Raw genomic sequence first — 18061 nt, 5'->3', positions numbered from 1 at the left:
GGCAGGCTCCTATCTTTGGCCCTTGAACCAGGGTTGCAGCAATGCGCGCGGATAGTCGGCAGAGCGCGCGGCAATGACAAGGGCGATGATCGACAGGATATAGGGCGCCATCAGGAACACCTGTCCCGGGACCAGCGCGCCCATCTCGGTCTGCAGGCGGACCTGAAGCGCATCGAAGGCGCCAAACAGCAGCGCCCCCAGCAGCGCCTTGCCCGGCCGCCAGCTTGCAAAGATCACCAGCGCGATACAGACCCAGCCGCGCCCGTTGACCATGCCGAAAAAGAAGGCGTCAAACGCGCTCATGGTCAGGAAGGCACCGCCAAGCGCCATCAGCGCCGATCCCGCCACGATGGCGCCGATCCGCAGCCCATAGACCGACAGGCCCTGTGCATCGACACTGTCGGGATTGTCGCCCACCGCCTGGATCGCCACCCCGAGCGCAGTGCGGTTCAGCACGTACCAGACCAGCCCCACCATCGCGATCGCCAGCCAGGTCAGCGCCGTCTGCTGGAACAGGACCGGCCCGAGGAAAGGCAGGTCGGAGAGGATCGGCAGGTCCAGCGGCTGAAACGGCTCGATCCGCGGCGGGGACGACACATTGGGCAGCGCGGTGCGATAGGTGAAATAGCTGACCGAGGTGGCAAACAGGGTGATGCCAAGGCCCGAGACATGTTGCGACAAGCCCAGCGGAACGGTCAGAATTGCGTGCAACAGGCCAAAGAAGGCCCCTGCCAGCGCCGCCACCAGCACGCCGCCCCACAAGCCGGCGCCCAGCCAGACCGCCATCCAGCCACACATGGCGCCGACCACGAATATCCCCTCGATGCCAAGGTTCAGCACGCCCGCGCGCTCGCAGATCAGTGCGCCCAGCACGCCGAAGATCAGCGGGGTCGCGATCCGCAGACTTGCCGCCCAGAAGCTTTCGCTCATCAGGATGTTCAGCAGGTCCATCATGACGCGGCCCTTCCCGTGCCCGAGCGGATGATCCGGTAGCGCGCGATGAAGCCGCCCACCAGCACACAGAGCAGCGACATCGACACCACCAGATCGGCCAGGAACGAGGACACGCCCATCGCCCGGCTCATGCTGTCGGCGCCGACAAAGACCGAGGCAATGAACAGGGCGGCGATGACCACCCCCACCGGCGACAGGCCCGCCAGCATGGCCACCACGATACCGGTATAACCAAAGCCGGGCGACAGGTCGGCGGTCAGATAGCCCTTGAGACCCGCGACTTCGCTGACCCCGGCCAGCCCGGCCAGCCCGCCCGAGATGATCGCCACGCCAAACAGCGAGCGCTTCACGTTGATCCCGGCATGGCGGGCGGCGGCGGCGTTCTCGCCCACCGCGCGCAGCCGGAACCCCCAGACCGAGCGTGCCAGCATGAACTGCGCCACCCCGGCCAATACCAGCGCCAGGATCAGACCGGAATGCACCCGCATCCGCTCCATCAGCGGCGGCAGCATGCCCTGATCCAGAATCGGCGCCGATTGCGGCCAGCCCAGCCCCATCGGGTCCTTGAGCGGCCCTTCGAGCATCATTTGAAGGAAGATCAGGATGATGAAGTTCAATAGAAGCGTGGTCACCACCTCGTCGGCGCCAAAGCGCGATTTCAGGTAGGTCGGCACCGCCATGCCCGCCGCCCCGGCCGAAGCGCCCAGGATCACGATCAGCGGCACCAGCAGCAGCCCCGGCAGGTCGAGCCAGCCGGCGCCGACCGCCACGGCGGCCATGGCGCCAAGGTAAAGCTGCCCCTCGGCCCCGATGTTCCAGAGCTTGGCGCGAAAGGCGAGTGCGGCCGCCAGCCCGGTAAAGATCAGCGGTGTTGCCCGGGTCAGCATCTCGGACACGGCAAAGACCGAGCCAAAGACGCCCTTGACCATCTCGCCATAAGCGGTGATCGGGTTGGCCCCGGCCGCCAGCAGCGGAATGGCGGCAAAGGCCAGTGCAATCACGGCCGAAAGCACCGGAATGCCCAGGTCCATGGCGCGCGACCTGTTTGCGCGCGGTTCGATCCGGATCATGCTGCCTCTCCTGCCATCATCAATCCGATCCTTTCGCGGTCATGGCTGCCGGTCTCGACGATCTGGCCGTCGCGGATCACCACCACCCGGTCGGCCAGGCCCAGGATTTCGTCCAGATCCTCCGAGATCAGCACGATCCCGGCGCCGCGTTCGCGTGCTTCGAGCAGGCGCCGCCCGACCTCGGCCGCCGCCCCCATGTCCAGACCACGCGTCGGCTGGTTGGCCAGGATCAGCCGGGGCGCGCGTTCGAACACCCGCGCCAGGATCAGCTTCTGGATATTGCCGCCAGAGAGCAGCCGCGCGGGCGCCGTGACCCCGGGGCCACGCACGTCATAGGCGCGGGCCAGTTCGTCGGCATGGGCCGCGATGGCCTCGCGGCGCAGCAGCCCGCGCGATTGCACCTGCGTGTCGTCCAGCCGTTCGATCACCATGTTCTCGGCCACGCTCATGGCGCCGACGATGCCCTCGTGATGGCGGTCTTCGGGGATGCGCCCGACACCGGCGCGCACCATCCTGGCGGGAGAGGGGCGGGGGATCTCGCTCCCATCCACCCGGATATGCCCGGCGGCAGGCACCGCAAGGCCCGAGATCACGTTGGCCAGCGCGCTTTGCCCGTTGCCCGAGATACCCGCGACGCCAAGGATCTCATGGGCATGTACCGTCAGATTGGCCTGTTTCAGACTGTCGCGCTGGGACCGGCCCGCAACCGAAACCCCCTGCAGATGCAGCACCGGTGCACCCGGCGCCATGGCGCTGCGGGCGATGCGCGGCGTGTCGGCGCCCACCATCATGCGGGCAATCGCCGCCTCGTCGGCCGCAGAGGTTGCCATCTCACCCACCTTGCGCCCATGGCGCAGCACCGCGATCCGGTCGGAAAAGGCCAGCACCTCGCGCAGCTTGTGCGAGATGAAGATCACCGAAAGCCCCTCGGCCGTCATCGCCTTGATGCTGGCAAACAGCGTATCGGCCTCTTGCGGGGTCAGCACCGCGGTGGGTTCGTCCAGCACCAGGATGCGGGCATCGCGATAAAGCGCCTTGAGGATCTCGACCCGCTGCCGCTCGCCCACGGAAAGGCGGCCCACCGGCACGTTCAGCGGCGCCTTGAGCCCGCTATGGGCCATGATCGCCTCGATCCGCGTCCGCGCGCCGCGCCGGTCGCGGCGGATCGCGCGCAGCGGCTCGGCGCCCAGCGTGATGTTGTCCAGCGCGTTCAGGTTCTCGGCCAGGGTGAAATGCTGGTGCACCATGCCCACGCCGGCGGCCAGCGCCGCCTGCGGATGGCCCAGCGGCAGGGGCGCAAGCTGCCCGGCCTCATCCGCCACCTCGACCGTTCCCGCGTCGGGCAGGTAATGCCCGAACAGCATGTTCATCAGCGTGGTCTTGCCCGCGCCGTTTTCGCCCAGCAGCGCCAGCACCTCGCCGCGCGCCAGCGACAGGCTGACATCGTCATTGGCCACCACCGGGCCAAAGCGCTTGCTGAGCCCGTTGAGCCTGAGAACCGTTCTATCTGTCATGGGGAAACGGGCCGGCGGTCGCGCCCGCCGGCCCTGCTTTCATCAGTTGTCCGAGACCGGGCGGTCGTCGTTCACGTTGACACGGAACAGACCATCCAGAATCTCGGCTTCCTTGGCCCTGACCGCCGCGACGGTTTCCGGCGCCACCAGGCTCTCGTCCAGCACCAGCGAGCCGCCGCCATAGGCCATGAAGCTGTACTGGCCGTAGTCGGCGGCCTCGAAACTGCCGCCGGCGACATTGGCGATTGCCTTGTCGATGGTGGCCTCCATATGCCACAGCGCCGAGGCGACGATGGTGCCGGGATAATCGCCCGAGGTGTCGATGACGTTTCCGACCGCCTTGACCCCGCGCTCGACCGCGGCATCGGAAACTCCGAAGCGTTCGGCATACATCACGTCCGCGCCCGCATCCATCATGGCAAAGGCGCTTTCCTTGGCTTTGGGCGGATCATACCAGCTGTCGATGAAATTGACGATGAACCTGACATCCGGGTTGACCGAGCGCGCGCCGTCCATGAACGCATGCATCAGCCGGTTCACCTCGGGGATGGCATAGCCGCCGACCATGCCGATCACGTTCGATTCGGTGGCGGCACCGGCAACCATGCCGGTCAGATAGCTGGGTTCGTGGATCCAGTTGTCGAAGACCGAGAAATTCGGCGCCACCGGCCCGAAGGACGATCCCATCAGAAAGGCGGTGTCGGGATAGTCCTTGGCCACCTTGCGCGCGGCGCGCTCCAGACCGAACACCTCGCCCACGATCAGCTGTACGCCCTGTTCGGCATATTCGCGCATTACCCTTTCATAGTCGGTATTTGCGACGTTTTCCGAAAAGGCATAGACGATGTCGCCCCGGTCGGCGGCAGTGTTCAGCGCCTTGTGAATGCGGCTGATCCATTGCTGCTCGACCGGCAGCGTGTAGATGGCCGCGACCTTGACCTTTTCGGCCGCCGCCGCCCCCGCCGTCATCAGGGCCGAGGCCGCAACTGCCGCCGCGAGCATGACCCTGCGTGTGATTGATGTGTTTTTCATGATCCTCTCCTGCTTTTTGCGGGAAGCGGAGCATTTTTTTACCGAGCAGTCAATTTTTTCACGCAAACGGACCGGGGCGCGGGTTGGAAATCAGCCGTCCTGCCTGCCCTTTGCGCAACGGGCCGGGTCAGGCCCCGGGGGCGGCTTGCGACCAGAGCTGTTGATAGACCGCCTCGATCCCCGCGGCCTCGCGCGCGGCGCTGAAACTCTCCACCGCGATTTCGCGGGCCGCCAGCGCGGCGGCACCGTGGACATCCTCGTCAGCCAGCAGGGCGCGGGCGGCCTCGGCCCCGAGGCCTGCGTTTTCCAGCGGCACCACGCGTCCAGCGCGGCCCTGGGCCGAGAACTCGCGAAAGAAGCCGGTATCCGAGCCGACAAAGGGCACGCCCGAGGCCATCGCCTCGAGCGGGACCATGCCATAGCCCTCGTAGCGCGGCAGTTGCACCACCAGCGACAGGGCGCGCATCAGGTCGGGCAGGCGGTCGGGCGGTACCTCGTCGATGAAACGGATGCGGTCGATCATGCCGGCGCGCTGCACCTTGTCCTTGAGCGTCAGGGCGAATTTCTGGTGTTCCTTGGTGGCGCGGCCGACCACCAGCGCCACCGCGCCCGGCATGTCGGGCAAAAGGCGCAGCATCGCCTCGACAAACAGGTCGGTGCCCTTTTCCGGGCGCACGCGCCCGATGGTGGCGATGCCGAAGCTGCCGCCATAGCCCTGCGCCGCCCAGGCGGCGGGGCGGTCGGGGGCGGGGGTGAAGCGGTCGGTATCGACGCCATGGGGCACCACCGCGCGCACATGCGGGACAAAACTTGCCGCCGCGTCGGATGTGGCCACCACCGCATCCATCCGGCTGATCAGCCAGCGCGGAAAGGCCGAATGCCGCCGGATCGCGGCCGAGGTAAAGACGATGCGGATCGGCAGGCGCAGCACATCGCGCGCCCAGATCGCGGTCTGCATTTCAGGGTTGCGGCGCACGTGCCAGATGGCAAAGGGCTTGCCCGGCGGCGGTGTGCGTGACAGCGCGCGGGCAGCGCGGGCGCTGATCGGCGCGGGACAGCCGGGCAGGGCGTGCCCCACCAGCGCCAGATCATGGGTCGCGACCTGCTGGCGGATGACATTCGCCGCCGTGGCCGAGACACCGGTGAAGTTGCGGTTGAAATTGGTGACGAAGAGATCGGGCATCAGCCAAGCTCCAGCCGGGTTGTCAGCGTGTCGATGACGCCCTCCAGCGCGGTTTCCTGTGCGGCGACCAGTGCGCGGGCCTGGGTGCGGGCGGTGTCAAACGCCTCTGCATCGTCCAGCCAGTGGCGCACGGCATCGGCCAGAGTCGCGGCGGTGGTCACCTCGACGGCGCCGCCGCTGGCAATGAGCGGGAGGTAGGTTTCGGCAAAGTTGAAATAGCCGGGCCCGGTGATCACCGCCGCGCCCGCCTGGGCTGGTTCGAACGGGTTGTGGCCGCCGATCTCGCGCAGCGACCCACCAAGGAAGACCAGCGGGCAAAATGCGTACCAGGTGCCGGTTTCGCCCAGCGTGTCGGCCAGATAGACCTGCGTGCCCGAGGTGATGCTCTCGCCGCTGCTGCGGCGGGCGACGCTGAGCCCGGCAGCCGTCACCAGCGCCGACACCTCGGCGCCCCGCTCGGGATGGCGCGGGATCAGCAGGAGCAACCGATCGGAGTGGTCGGCCAACAGCTGGCGATGCGCTTCCAGCACCACCTCCTCCTCACCCGGATGGGTGGAACTGGCCACCCACACCGGACGCGCGCCGATGGCGGCGCGCATCTCGGCCAGCAGGGCGGTATCGACCGGCAGCGGCCCCGCCATCGCCTTGAGGTTGGTGCCGGGCGTGACCCGCGCGGGATCGGCGCCCATGGCGATCAGGTTGTCGGCGGTCTGCTGGTTCTGGGTCAGGAAAAGGCGAAAACGATCGAGCAGGAAGCGCGCGGTATCGGGGAAGCGTTGCCAGCCGCGCACCGATTTTTCGGACAGGCGGGCGTTCAAGAGCGCCAGCGGCACGCCCGCGCGCGCGCCCTCGACGATCATGCGCGGCCAAAGCTCGCTTTCGACAAACACCGCCGCGTCGGGGCGCCAGTGGCGATAGAACCGCGCCACCGGGCCGGGCCCGTCGAGCGGCGCGAACTGGTGGCGGCAGCGCGGCGGCATCCGCCGCGCGATCAGATCGGCGGAGGTGGGCGTGCCCGAGGTGATCAGGAATTCGAGGTTCGGCATCCGCTCGCCCATGCGGGTGATCAGGCGCAGCACCGACAGGCTTTCGCCGACGCTGGCGGCATGGAACCACACCAGTTGCCCGGCGGGGCGCGGCTGGCTGGCATGGCCCAGCCGTTCGTGTTGACGCTCCAGCGGCACATCGGCGCGGCTCAGCTTCTTGCGGACCGTACGCCAGACGAAAGGGACCAGCACAGCCGAAGCCGCGCGGTACAGGTGATAGAGCGGGGTCGGCGTCAGGCCGGGGCCGGACATGCGTCAGCCGCCTGTATGGCTCATATGCCGGGACATCCTGCCGTCGACCTGCTGGCGGGAATAGTCGAAATCATGGCCCTTGGGCTTCAGCCCGATGGCGGCGCGGATCGCCTGTTCCAGCGGTTCCTCGCTGCCCGGATGATCGCGCAGCGGTTTGCGCAGGTCGGCCATGTCTTCCTGGCCGAGGCACATGTACAGCTCGCCGGTGCAGGTCAGGCGGACCCGGTTGCAGCTTTCGCAGAAATTATGGCTGAGCGGGGTGATGAAGCCGATCTTCTGCCCGGTCTCCTCCAGCCGCACATAGCGCGCCGGGCCGCCGGTGCGTTCGGACAGGTCGGTGACGCGGTAATGGTTTTCGTATTCCGCGCGCACGTCCTTGAGCGACCAGAACTGGCCCAGCCGGTTTTCGTTGCCGATATCACCCATCGGCATGACCTCGATCCAGGTCAGGTCCATGTCACGCTCGGCACACCATTGGGTGATGCGCGGCAGTTCTTCCTCGTTGAAGCCCTTGAGCGCCACCGCGTTGATCTTGATCCTGAGGCCCGCGCGCTGGGCCGCGTCGATGCCGCGCAGCACCTGCGGCAGCCGGCCCCAGCGGGTGATATCGGCGAATTTCTGATCGTCCAGCGTATCAAGCGAGACATTCACCCGGCGCACGCCCGCCGCATAAAGCTGATCGGCAAAGCGTTCCAATTGCGAGCCATTGGTGGTCAGCGTCAGCTCTTTCAGCGCGCCGCTCTCCAGATGCCGGGTCATGCCGTTGAAAAAGGTCATGATATCGCGGCGCACCAGCGGCTCGCCGCCGGTGATGCGCAGCTTTTCCACTCCCATGCGCACAAAGGTCGAGCACATGCGGTCCAGTTCTTCCAGCGTCAGAAGATCTTTCTTGGGCAGAAAGGTCATGTTTTCCGACATGCAATAGACGCAGCGAAAATCGCAGCGGTCCGTGACGGAGACACGCAGATAGGTGATGGCACGCGCGAAAGGGTCGATCAGTGGAGCTGTCATGCGACATAGGTAAAGCGGGTAGGTGCCAGCGGCAAGGGCGATGTGGGTTTGGGCTGGCGCAGGCCCGCTCTCTGGCGCTAGGGTTCGGGCATGAGATACCTGGTTCTGATTTCCCTCGTGGCGCTGGCGGGCTGTGACCGCGTGCGCGCCACCACCGACAAGCTGTTCGGGGGCGACAAGGCCCCGGAAACCGCCGCCGCGCCGCAGGCCGCGCCCGCGACCGACGAGGCACCCGAAACCGCCACGCCCGAAGCCGAGGCCGCGCCTACCGCGCAACCCGGCGATGACATCCGGCCCGGATGGGAGGGTGCGCGCCAGACCGTGGCCGGTCTGGGCGATCCGACGATTCCCGGGCGCTGGATGGAAACCGCGCTGGTCGAGCAGGAGCGCAATGGCCGCGTGGTGGTGCGCAAGACCGGCGCCACCGCCCATGTCACCCTGATTCCCGCGGGCGGCGATCCGGGCAGCGGCAGCCGCCTGTCGCTCGAGGCGATGCGCGCGCTCTTGGCGCCGATCGACGAACTGGTGGAACTCGACGTCTATTCCAACTGAGTTTTCAGGTATTTGCCCGCCTCCTTGCGGGCGAATGCCTTCATGGCGGGGCCGTGTTCGGCCAGAAAGACGCGCACCGCCTCGGGGTCGTGCTTGGAATGGTCGCGCAGCCACCAGGCCACCGCTTTCTGGATGAACCAGTCGCGGTCGGGAACATAGCCCGCCGCCCAGCCCAGGATGCGATCGCGCGCGGCGGTATCGGCGGGTTTGGGGTTGCTCATCTTGGCCCAGGGCAGGGTGGCCACCAGCGCGGCGCGCCGGGTCCACATATGGTCCGAGCGGGTCCAGTGCTCGACCTGGTCCAGCCGCGCCGGATCGGCCACCAGCCGTTTCTGCATTGCCATCGCCGCATGATCGGCAATTGCCCAGGCGTCGAAATCGGGCAGCCAGCCTTGCAGCAGGTCCCAGACGGCGACGTCGGGGCGAATGCGCGCCTGCGTCAGCAGCTTGGCGGCGGTCACGCGCGCCTCGTGAATGTCGCTCTGCCAGAGCGCATCTGCCAGCGCCAGCCGGTCGGGCAGGTCCAGTGCTCGCCGCCAGTCCCGGCTCAGATCGTTCAATACAGGGTTGGCGACCCCCAGATAGGTGCGCGCCACCTTGTGATAGGCGGCCATCTCGACGGCGCGTTCGGCGTCGGCATGGGCCCGGATCTGATCGAGATAGGACGTAAGCATGGCAGTATCCTTTGACCGGAGAGAGGGTCACCGGCACAGAGGCCGGTCGACCCGGAGACCTGTCGCGGGCGGGACGCGGCTCAGGTTTCTTTCTGCTTGCTGGCCTTCTTGGCGCGCAGCATCTCGAACAGCTTGCGCGCGCGGTCGGGCTTGTTCTCCTGCTTGACGCGGGCCTTGGCCAGCGCGTCCGGCTCGACATCGCGGGTGACCACGGTGCCCGTCGCGGTCATCGCGCCGTCACCCAGGGTGACCGGGGCCACCAGCATCGTGTTCGAGCCGATAAAGACATTGGCGCCGATCGTGGTGCGATGCTTCATCACGCCATCATAGTTGCAGGTGATGGTCCCGGCGCCGATATTGCTGCCCGCGCCGATGCTGGCATCACCGATATAGGTCAGGTGGTTGACCTTGGCGCCTTCGCCGATCTCGGCATTCTTGATCTCGACGAAATTGCCGATGCGGGCGTTCTCGGCCAACTCGGCGCCGGGGCGCAGACGGGCATAGGGGCCGACCACGGCGCCGCGGCTGACATGACAGCCCTCGAGATGCGAGAAGGCGCGGATGGTGGCGCCGCTTTCCACCGTCACGCCGGGGCCGAACACCACGTTGGGTTCGATCACGGTGTCGCGCCCGATCACCGTATCGGCAGCCAGATAGACGGTTTCGGGCGCCATCAGGGTGACGCCAAGATCCAGCAGTTCGGCGCGGGCACGGGTCTGAAAGATCGCATCCGCCGCCGCCAGATCGGCGCGCGAGTTGACGCCCAGCGTCTGCGCCTCGTCACAGGCCACTGCGGTCACCGCCAGCCCCTGCTTGCGCGCGATCTCGACCACGTCGGTCAGATAGTATTCGCCCGAGGCATTGTTGTTGCCCACGGCAGCGATCAGAGCGAACAGGGTTTCCGCGTTGCAGGCTAGAAGGCCCGAGTTGCAGAAGCGGATCGCGCGTTCCTGTTCGGTGGCTTCCTTGAATTCGACGATCCGTTCCAGACTGTCGCCCTGCATCACCAGCCGGCCATACCGGGCGGGATCGGCGGCCTCGAAGCCGAGGATGACCAGATCATGGGTCTTGCGCGCCGCCAGCATCCGTTCCAGCGTGTCGGGCTGCAGAAAGGGCGTGTCGCCATAAAGCACGACCACATCGCCTTCGAACCCTTCCAGCGCGGCACGGGCCTGATCGACGGCATGGGCGGTGCCCAGCTGTTCCTCTTGCAGGACGACCGTGGCGCCCTCATCCTCGTCCAGGGCGGCGGCGCGCACCGCCTCGGCGCCATGGCCGGCCACGATCACGGTGCGCGCGGGTTCCAGCACGGCGCCGGCGCGCATGGCATGGACCAGCATCGGGGCGTGGGCGATGGGGTGCAGAACCTTGGGAAGGTCGGATTTCATCCGGGTTCCCTTGCCTGCGGCGAGAATGACCAATGCGGTGCTCATAATGCGTTTTCTCTTTAGTTTTCCTGGCGCCCGTTTTATCCGCTGGACACACAGGCGCAAGCGATAGTGCAGGCGGGCAGATACGGACAGGGCGGAGCATCGCCCGGAAAGGGGCGGTATGCGCACGGTGATCTTCGATCTGGACGGCACGCTGGCCGATACCTCGGGCGACCTGCTGGCCGCGGCCAATCACTGTTTCCGTGACATGGGGCTGGGCGATGTGCTGGTGCCGGGACAGGATGCAGGCATCGCGCTGCGCGGGGGGCGGATGATGCTGACGCGCGGGCTGGAGAGGGTGGGCGCCTATGACGCCGCCACGGTCGAGCGCTATTACCCGGTGCTGCTGGAGGCCTATCGCGGCGCGATCGACCATCACAGCTTTCTCTATCCCGGCGCCATGGACGCGGTCGAAGAACTGCGACGGGCGGGATACGGGGTCGGCATCTGCACCAACAAGCCCGAGGCGCTGGCCGATCTGCTGTTGCAACGGCTGGGGGTGCGCGACGCCTTTGCCGCCCTGATCGGCGCCGACACGCTGCCGGTACGCAAACCCGACCCTGAACCGCTGCGCGCCGCCGCGCGGGCGGCTGGGGGCGATCCGGCGGCCTGTGTGCTGGTGGGTGACAGCGACACCGATCGCAACACCGCGCGCGCCGCCGGCGTGCCCTCGATCCTGGTGACCTTCGGCCCCTCGGGCGACGACATGGCGGCACTGGAACCCGAAGCGCTGCTGGAGCGGTTCGAGGACCTGCCGCACGTGGTGACCCGGCTGATCGGATAAAACTGGATTTGGCCTTTGCAAAACTGCATCTCGGCTCTTGACCACCTGTCGGGCGCCGCCTCAGATACACGCCATGACAGAGATATTCTCGGGTAGTTTCACCCAGCAGGAACCCATTCCGGACGAGGCAATCGAGGCGGCGCTGGCGGTGCTGCGCCATGGCCGGCTGCATCGTTACAACCTGGCCAAGGGCGAGCTGGGCGAAACCGCCCTGCTGGAACAGGAATTCGCAGCCCAGACCGGCGCACGCTATTGCCTGGCGGTGGCCTCGGGCGGCTATGCGCTGGCCACCGCGTTGCGCGCTGTGGGGGTGAAGCCCGGCGATGCGGTGCTGACCAATGCCTTTACGCTTGCGCCGGTGCCCGGCGCCATCGCCTCGGTCGGGGCGCGGCCCGTATTCGTGGGCGTAACCGAAAGCCTGACCATCGACCTTGACGATCTGGCCGCCAAGGCGGGTGTGGCGCGGGTGTTGATGCTCAGCCATATGCGCGGACATCTGTGCGACATGGACCGGCTGATGCAGATCTGCGACGCGGCCGGGATCACCGTGATCGAGGATTGCGCCCATACGATGGGCGCGGCGTGGAACGGGGTGCCCTCGGGGCGGCAGGGCGCGGTCGGCTGCTATTCATGCCAGACCTACAAGCATGTGAACTCGGGCGAGGGCGGGCTGCTGGTTACCGATGACGAAGAGATCGCGGCGCGCGCGGTGATGATGTCGGGCTCGTACATGCTGTACGAGCGCCATCTGGCGGCGCCGGGGCCCGAAGTGTTCGAGCGGATCAAGTATCACACCCCCAACATCTCGGGCCGGATGGACAATCTGCGCGCCGCCATCCTGCGGCCGCAGCTGCGCGCGCTTGCCACGCAAGTGGCACGCTGGAACGAGCGCTATCAGCGGATCGAGGCGGGGCTGCGCGGCACACCGGGCCTGAGTGTGATCGAGCGGCCCGATGTCGAGACCTATGTCGGCTCGTCCATCCAGTTCCTGCTGCTCGACTGGGTGGCGGAGAAGGTGCAGGAGGCGCTGCGCCGCTGCGCCGCCCGCGGGGTCGAGCTGAAATGGTTCGGCACGCCCGAGCCTGTGGGCTTTACCTCGCGCTATGACAGCTGGCGCTATGCCGACAGCGCGCCGATGCCTGCCAGCGACCGGGTGCTGGCCGGGATCATCGACATGCGGGTGCCGCTGACCTTCAGCCTGGAGGATTGCGACCTGATCGCGCGCATCATCCGGGCCGAGGTGGGGGCGGTCTACCAGTCCTGACATCTTGAAACGCCGCAAGGCCGCAAAGGCGCCGTTCCGCAAGGGGCGGCGCCTTTGCTGTTATGGCTCATATGCAGGAATCGTTGACGGGTGGGGCAAACGCTGGTATCGCGGTTATTGAACAGTTGTTCATTAATGCGGAGAGGAGAGCGCGATGTTCGCAGCTACCATGCAATTCGATCTGGGCGAGGACGTGAACGCGCTGCGCGATATGGTGCATCGCTGGGCGCAGGAGCGGGTCCGCCCGATGGCCGCCGAGATCGACCAGACCAACGAGTTTCCCAACGAGCTGTGGCGCGAAATGGGCGATCTGGGCCTGCTCGGCATCACGGTCCCGGAAGAGTTCGGCGGCGCGGGCATGTCGTACCTTGCCCATGTGGTCGCGGTGGAAGAGATCGCACGCGCCAGCGCCTCGGTCAGCCTCAGCTATGGCGCGCATTCCAACCTCTGCGTCAACCAGATCAAGCTGAACGGCAACGACGAGCAAAAGCGCAAGTACCTGCCGGGCCTGGTCTCGGGTGAGCATGTGGGCGCGCTGGCCATGTCCGAGGCGGGCGCCGGATCGGACGTGGTGTCGATGAAGCTGCGCGCGGAAAAGCGCAACGACCATTACCGCCTGAATGGCAACAAGTACTGGATCACCAACGGCCCCGACGCCGATACGCTGGTGGTCTATGCCAAGACCGACCCCGAGGCCGGCAGCAAGGGCATCACCGCCTTTCTGATCGAAAAGTCGATGAAGGGATTCTCGACCTCGAAACATTTCGACAAGATGGGCATGCGCGGCTCGAACACCGCCGAGCTGGTGTTCGAGGATGTCGAAGTGCCGTTTGAAAACGTGCTGGGCCAGGAGGGGCGCGGCGTTGCCGTGCTGATGTCGGGTCTCGATTATGAACGCGTGGTGCTTGCGGGCATCGGCACCGGCATCATGGCCGCCTGTCTGGACGAGATCATGCCCTATATGGCCGAGCGCAAGCAGTTCGGCAAACCGATCGGCTCGTTCCAGCTGATGCAGGGCAAGATCGCCGACATGTATACCGCGATGAACTCGGCCCGCGCCTATATCTATGAGGTGGCCAAGGCCTGTGACCGGGGCGACGTGACCCGTCAGGACGCCGCCGCCTGCTGTCTTTATGCCAGCGAACAGGCGATGGTGCAGGCGCATCAGGCGGTGCAGGCGATGGGCGGTGCCGGCTTCCTGTCCGACAGCGCGGTCAGCCGCATCTTCCGCGATGCCAAGCTGATGGAGATCGGCGCCGGCACCTCGGAGATCCGTCGCATGCTGATCGGCCGCGAGCTGATGAACACGGTGCTCTGAAAACGCAAACGGCCCGCAAGCCGAGGGAGCTTGCGGGCCGTCTGTCTTGCCGAGGGGAGGATCAGAACCGATGCACGTACTGGATGCCGATCACCAGCGGGTCGATCTCGGCCGTGCCGATCGCGGCACCGTTCAGCGTGGCGTCGGATTCGATGTTGATCCAGCGTGCGTTCAGACGCAGCGCGCCCCGGTCGCTGATCTGATAGTCGACGCCCGCGTTGACGGCGACGCCAAAGCTGTCATCCAGTTTCAGCGTACCAAGCGGCGAGTTTTCCTCGAAGAAGGTGGTGTAGTTCACACCGACCCCCAGATAGGGCTTCCAAGCGGAATTGGTCGGGAAGTGATAGTTCAGCGACAGGGTGGGCGGCAGATGTTTGACATTGCCGGCATAGCCGATGCCGCTGATCGAAACGTCATGTTTGAACGGCGTTGCGGCCAGCAACTCGATGCCCAGATTGTCGCGGATGAAATATTCGACGGTAAAGATCGGGCGGGTGTTGTCATCCACCGTGGCGATGCCGCCGGCCATGGTGCCGTTGTTGGATTTGGGGTTCACATAGCCCACACCAAGACCGACGGTCCAGTCGCCCTGAGATTGGGCCGCGAGCGGTCCGGCCAGGGTGGCAAGAGCGGTGGAAAGCGCCAGGGCAGCAGCCATACGTGTCATGAGAGTACCTTTGGTTTAGTTGACGCCCCGGTTCTGCGCCCGAACACATGCGACTTCCCTGATCTGGATCAAGATTCGGTTAGGTTCCGCCGCGTAACCAATTATATTTATTTGAGAAACACGTTTCGAACCCCCTCTGCGCATGGGGTTTTCCGGGGGCGCCTCCAATGACATTCGCGGCGCGCATACCGGGGTTGCGCCCTGATGGCGGCTGGGACCTGCCCGAGCGTCTGAACATGGCGCGTCAGTGCCTGTCGCAACCTGCGGGTGCACTGGCGATCATCGACCTGACCGGGCCCGCGCGGCGCGACATCACCCATGGGGACCTGTCCGGCATGGTGCAGGGGCTGGCGCGGGCGCTGCTGCCGCGCGTGGCGCCGGGTGACCGGGTCGGCGTGCTGCTCAGCCAGTCGCCCTGGTGCGCGGCGGCGCATCTGGCGCTCTGGCATATCGGCGCCATTTCGGTGCCGCTGTTCAAGCTGTTCCAGCAGGACGCGCTGCGCAGCCGTCTGGAGGATGCGGGCGCGCGGCTGGTGCTGACCGATGCCGAGGGCGCGACCCTGCTGGGCGATCTGGCGACCCCGCTGATGGCGGCCGAGATCGGGCTGCCCGGCGAACCGGTGCCGCAGGCAGATACGCGGCCCGAGGATCCGGCGGTGCTGATCTATACGTCGGGCACCACGGGCCGGGCCAAGGGCGCGCTGCATGGTCACCGGGTGCTGACCGGGCACCTGCCGGGGGTCTCGATCAGCCACAACCACCTGCGCCCCGGCGATTGCCTGTGGACGCCTGCCGACTGGGCCTGGATCGGCGGTCTGTTCGATGTGTTGATGCCGGGGCTGGCGCTGGGCATTCCGGTGGTGGCTGCGCGGCTGGACAAGTTCAGCGCCGAAGCCTGCGCCGATGTGATTGCACAGGGCGGGGTCAGGAACGTGTTCTTTCCGCCCACCGCGCTCCGCATGCTCAAGGCGGCGGATCAGGCGCTTCCTGGCCTGCGCTCGGTCGCCTCGGGCGGCGAGCCGTTGGGGGCCGAGATGCTGGCCTGGGGCGAGGGCGCCTTTGGCCTGACGATCAACGAATTCTACGGCCAGACCGAGTGCAATATGACCGTGTCGTCCTGCGCCGCCGATTTCCCGGTGCGCCCGGGCTGTATCGGCAAGCCGGTGCCGGGGCATGAGGTGGCGGTGATCGACGACACGGGCCAGCCCACAAGGGGTGAGGGCGATGTCGCCGTGCGGCGCGGTTCGGCCTCGATGCTGCTGGAATACTGGCGCAACCCGGCAGCCACCGCCGAGAAGTTTCGGGGCGACTGGCTGGTGACCGGGGACCGGGGCGTGTGGGAGGGCGACTACCTCCGTTTCGTGGGGCGCGAGGATGACGTGATCACCTCGGCCGGCTACCGCATCGGCCCGGCGGAGATCGAGGATTGCCTGCTGACCCATCCGGGCGTTGCGACGGTGGGCGTGGTGGGCAAGCCCGATCCGCTCAGAACCGAGATCGTCAAGGCCTATGTGGTGATGAAACCCGGCGCCCGGGCCAGCGAAGAAGAGTTGCAAACTTGGGTCAAGGACCGGCTCGCCCAATATTCCTACCCGCGCGAGGTGGCGTTTCTGGACGCGCTGCCGATGACGGTGACAGGCAAAGTGATCCGCAAGGAATTGAAGCGCCGCGCAGCGGCAGAACTGGAGGCCAATCCATGAAACTCACATCCAAGGCCATGCCCGCCTCCGAGGGCTTCAAGGCGAACCGTGCCGCGCATCTGGATGCGCTGGCGCAGATCGGGGCGGCGGCCGAGGCCGCGCGCCTGGGCGGGGGCGAGAAATCGCGTGCCCGCCACGAAAGCCGGGGCAAGATGCTGCCGCGCCGCCGGGTGGCCAACCTGCTCGACGCGGGCTCTCCGTTCCTCGAAATCGGCGCCACTGCCGCTTTTGACATGTATGACAACGCGGCCCCTGCCGCCGGTGTCGTCGCCGGGATCGGCCGGGTCGAGGGGCAGGAGGTCATGGTCGTCTGCAACGACGCCACGGTAAAGGGCGGCACCTATTACCCGATGACGGTCAAGAAGCACCTGCGCGCGCAGGAGATCGCCGAGGAAAACAACCTGCCCTGTATCTATCTGGTGGACAGTGGCGGCGCCAACCTGCCCAACCAGGACGAGGTGTTCCCGGATCGCGACCACTTTGGCCGCATCTTCTATAATCAGGCCCGGATGAGCGCCAAGGGCATCCCGCAAATCGCCGTTGTGATGGGATCGTGCACCGCAGGCGGCGCCTATGTTCCCGCGATGTCCGACGTCACCATCATCGTCAAGGAACAGGGCACCATCTTTCTGGCCGGCCCGCCGCTGGTCAAGGCGGCCACCGGCGAGGTGGTCAGTGCCGAGGATCTGGGCGGCGGTGATGTGCACACCCGCCTGTCGGGCGTTGCCGATTACCTGGCCGAGGATGACGCCCATGCGCTGGCGCTGGCGCGGCGCGCCGTGCGCTCGCTCAACCGGCGCAAGCCGCTGACGGTGGACTGGGCCAGCCCCGAAGAACCGGCATATGACCCCGAGGAGATCCTGGGCGTGGTGCCCGCCGATCTGAAAACCCCCTATGACATCCGCGAGGTGATCGCGCGGCTGGTCGACGGCTCGCGCTTTGACGAGTTCAAGCCGCGCTTTGGCGAGACCATCGTCTGCGGTTTCGCCCATCTCAAGGGCTGCCCGATCGGCATCATCGCCAACAACGGCGTGATCTTCAGCGAGGCGGCGCAGAAGGCGGCGCATTTCGTGGAACTCTGCAGCCAGCGCAAGATCCCGCTGGTGTTCCTGCAGAACATCACCGGCTTCATGGTGGGCCGAAAATATGAAAACGAAGGCATCGCCCGCCACGGCGCCAAGATGGTGACGGCGGTCGCCACTACAGCCGTGCCCAAGATCACCATGCTGGTGGGCGGCTCGTTTGGGGCGGGCAACTATGGCATGGCGGGGCGCGCCTATCAGCCCCGGTTCCTGTGGACCTGGCCCAACAGCCGCATCTCGGTCATGGGCGGCGAGCAGGCGGCAGGTGTGCTCGCCACCGTCAAGCGTGACGGGATCGAACGGCAGGGCGGCAGCTGGTCGGCCGAGGAAGAGGCCGAGTTCAAGCGCCCCACGCTCGAGATGTTCGAGCGCCAGTCGCATCCGCTTTATGCCAGCGCCCGGCTTTGGGACGACGGCATCATCGACCCTCGCAAGAGCCGCGATGTGCTGGCCCTGTCGCTGAGCGCCGCGCTCAATGCACCGATCGAGGACACGCGGTTCGGCGTGTTCCGGATGTAAGGCGCGCAA

16 protein-coding genes are annotated in these 18061 nt (G+C 66.5%); 6 read left to right on the top strand and 10 right to left on the bottom strand.

The genetic code is table 11. The features are described from left to right. Positions 1-9 precede the first annotated feature (9 nt). The 7 genes from SPO_RS14250 to moaA all read right to left on the bottom strand — a co-directional run bounded on the left by SPO_RS14250 (position 10) and on the right by moaA (position 8062). Positions 10-951, bottom strand: coding sequence for an ABC transporter permease (locus SPO_RS14250; RefSeq protein WP_044028562.1), 942 nt, complete (start codon positions 949-951; stop codon positions 10-12). Then, a complete protein-coding gene (locus SPO_RS14245) occupies positions 951-2024 on the bottom strand; it encodes an ABC transporter permease (protein ID WP_011048504.1) in 1074 nt (357 codons plus the stop codon). Before SPO_RS14245 ends, SPO_RS14250 begins: the two co-directional genes overlap by 1 nt. Next, positions 2021-3538 (bottom strand): ABC transporter ATP-binding protein, encoded by a 1518-nt coding sequence (locus tag SPO_RS14240; protein ID WP_011048503.1) that lies wholly within the window; start codon positions 3536-3538, stop codon positions 2021-2023. Before SPO_RS14240 ends, SPO_RS14245 begins: the two co-directional genes overlap by 4 nt. Before the next feature lie 42 nt (positions 3539-3580). Further along, positions 3581-4570, bottom strand: coding sequence for a BMP family protein (locus SPO_RS14235; protein ID WP_044028559.1), 990 nt, complete (start codon positions 4568-4570; stop codon positions 3581-3583). 127 nt (positions 4571-4697) lie between these two features. Continuing rightward, entirely contained in the window at positions 4698-5753 is a 1056-nt protein-coding gene (locus tag SPO_RS14230) for a glycosyltransferase family 4 protein (protein WP_011048501.1), read from the bottom strand. Then, entirely contained in the window at positions 5753-7051 is a 1299-nt protein-coding gene (locus tag SPO_RS14225) for a 3-deoxy-D-manno-octulosonic acid transferase (RefSeq protein WP_011048500.1), read from the bottom strand. Before SPO_RS14225 ends, SPO_RS14230 begins: the two co-directional genes overlap by 1 nt. 3 nt (positions 7052-7054) lie before the next feature. Further along, positions 7055-8062 (bottom strand): GTP 3',8-cyclase MoaA, encoded by a 1008-nt coding sequence (gene moaA, locus SPO_RS14220; RefSeq protein ID WP_011048499.1) that lies wholly within the window; start codon positions 8060-8062, stop codon positions 7055-7057. Positions 8063-8152: 90 nt separating this feature from the next. Here moaA and SPO_RS23115 point away from each other — a divergent pair, with 90 nt between their 5' ends. Continuing rightward, complete coding sequence (locus SPO_RS23115) at positions 8153-8614, top strand: hypothetical protein (protein WP_044028557.1); 462 nt, start codon at positions 8153-8155, stop codon at positions 8612-8614. Here the strand turns inward: SPO_RS23115 and SPO_RS14210 are convergent. Both SPO_RS14210 and glmU read right to left on the bottom strand, forming a co-directional pair. Continuing rightward, the gene (locus SPO_RS14210) at positions 8602-9288 is read right to left on the bottom strand and encodes a DNA alkylation repair protein (RefSeq protein WP_011048498.1); all 687 of its coding nucleotides are present in this window, start codon (positions 9286-9288) and stop codon (positions 8602-8604) included. The genes SPO_RS23115 and SPO_RS14210 overlap by 13 nt on opposite strands. 80 nt (positions 9289-9368) lie before the next feature. Next, complete coding sequence (gene glmU / locus SPO_RS14205; RefSeq protein ID WP_011048497.1) at positions 9369-10721, bottom strand: bifunctional UDP-N-acetylglucosamine diphosphorylase/glucosamine-1-phosphate N-acetyltransferase GlmU; 1353 nt, start codon at positions 10719-10721, stop codon at positions 9369-9371. Between the two features lie 118 nt (positions 10722-10839). Between glmU and SPO_RS14200 the strand changes: the two genes are divergently transcribed. The 3 genes from SPO_RS14200 to SPO_RS14190 all read left to right on the top strand — a co-directional run bounded on the left by SPO_RS14200 (position 10840) and on the right by SPO_RS14190 (position 14084). Next, on the top strand, positions 10840-11502 hold the full coding sequence (locus SPO_RS14200) for an HAD-IA family hydrolase (protein WP_011048496.1): 663 nt from the start codon (positions 10840-10842) through the stop codon (positions 11500-11502). A 73-nt stretch (positions 11503-11575) separates the two neighbouring features. Then, positions 11576-12766 carry a DegT/DnrJ/EryC1/StrS family aminotransferase gene (locus SPO_RS14195; protein ID WP_011048495.1) on the top strand — a complete coding sequence of 397 codons (1191 nt, stop codon included), beginning with the start codon at positions 11576-11578 and terminating at the stop codon, positions 12764-12766. Positions 12767-12920: 154 nt separating this feature from the next. Continuing rightward, entirely contained in the window at positions 12921-14084 is a 1164-nt protein-coding gene (locus tag SPO_RS14190) for an isovaleryl-CoA dehydrogenase (protein WP_011048493.1), read from the top strand. Positions 14085-14145: 61 nt separating this feature from the next. Here SPO_RS14190 and SPO_RS14185 read toward each other — a convergent pair whose 3' ends face one another. Beyond that, positions 14146-14751 (bottom strand): OmpW/AlkL family protein, encoded by a 606-nt coding sequence (locus SPO_RS14185; RefSeq protein ID WP_011048492.1) that lies wholly within the window; start codon positions 14749-14751, stop codon positions 14146-14148. Between the two features lie 167 nt (positions 14752-14918). Between SPO_RS14185 and SPO_RS14180 the strand changes: the two genes are divergently transcribed. Further along, positions 14919-16451: an AMP-binding protein gene (locus tag SPO_RS14180; RefSeq protein WP_011048491.1), complete on the top strand. Its 1533-nt coding sequence runs from the start codon at positions 14919-14921 to the stop codon at positions 16449-16451. Beyond that, positions 16448-18052 (top strand): carboxyl transferase domain-containing protein, encoded by a 1605-nt coding sequence (locus SPO_RS14175; RefSeq protein WP_011048490.1) that lies wholly within the window; start codon positions 16448-16450, stop codon positions 18050-18052. Before SPO_RS14180 ends, SPO_RS14175 begins: the two co-directional genes overlap by 4 nt. The last annotated feature ends 9 nt before the right edge of the window (positions 18053-18061 follow it).

The organism is Ruegeria pomeroyi DSS-3 (genome assembly GCF_000011965.2).
GTDB classification, from domain to species: Bacteria; Pseudomonadota; Alphaproteobacteria; order Rhodobacterales; family Rhodobacteraceae; genus Ruegeria_B; species Ruegeria_B pomeroyi.
The sequence above is the reverse complement of the archived record's forward strand: the minus strand, read 5'-3'. Positions and strand labels throughout refer to the sequence as shown.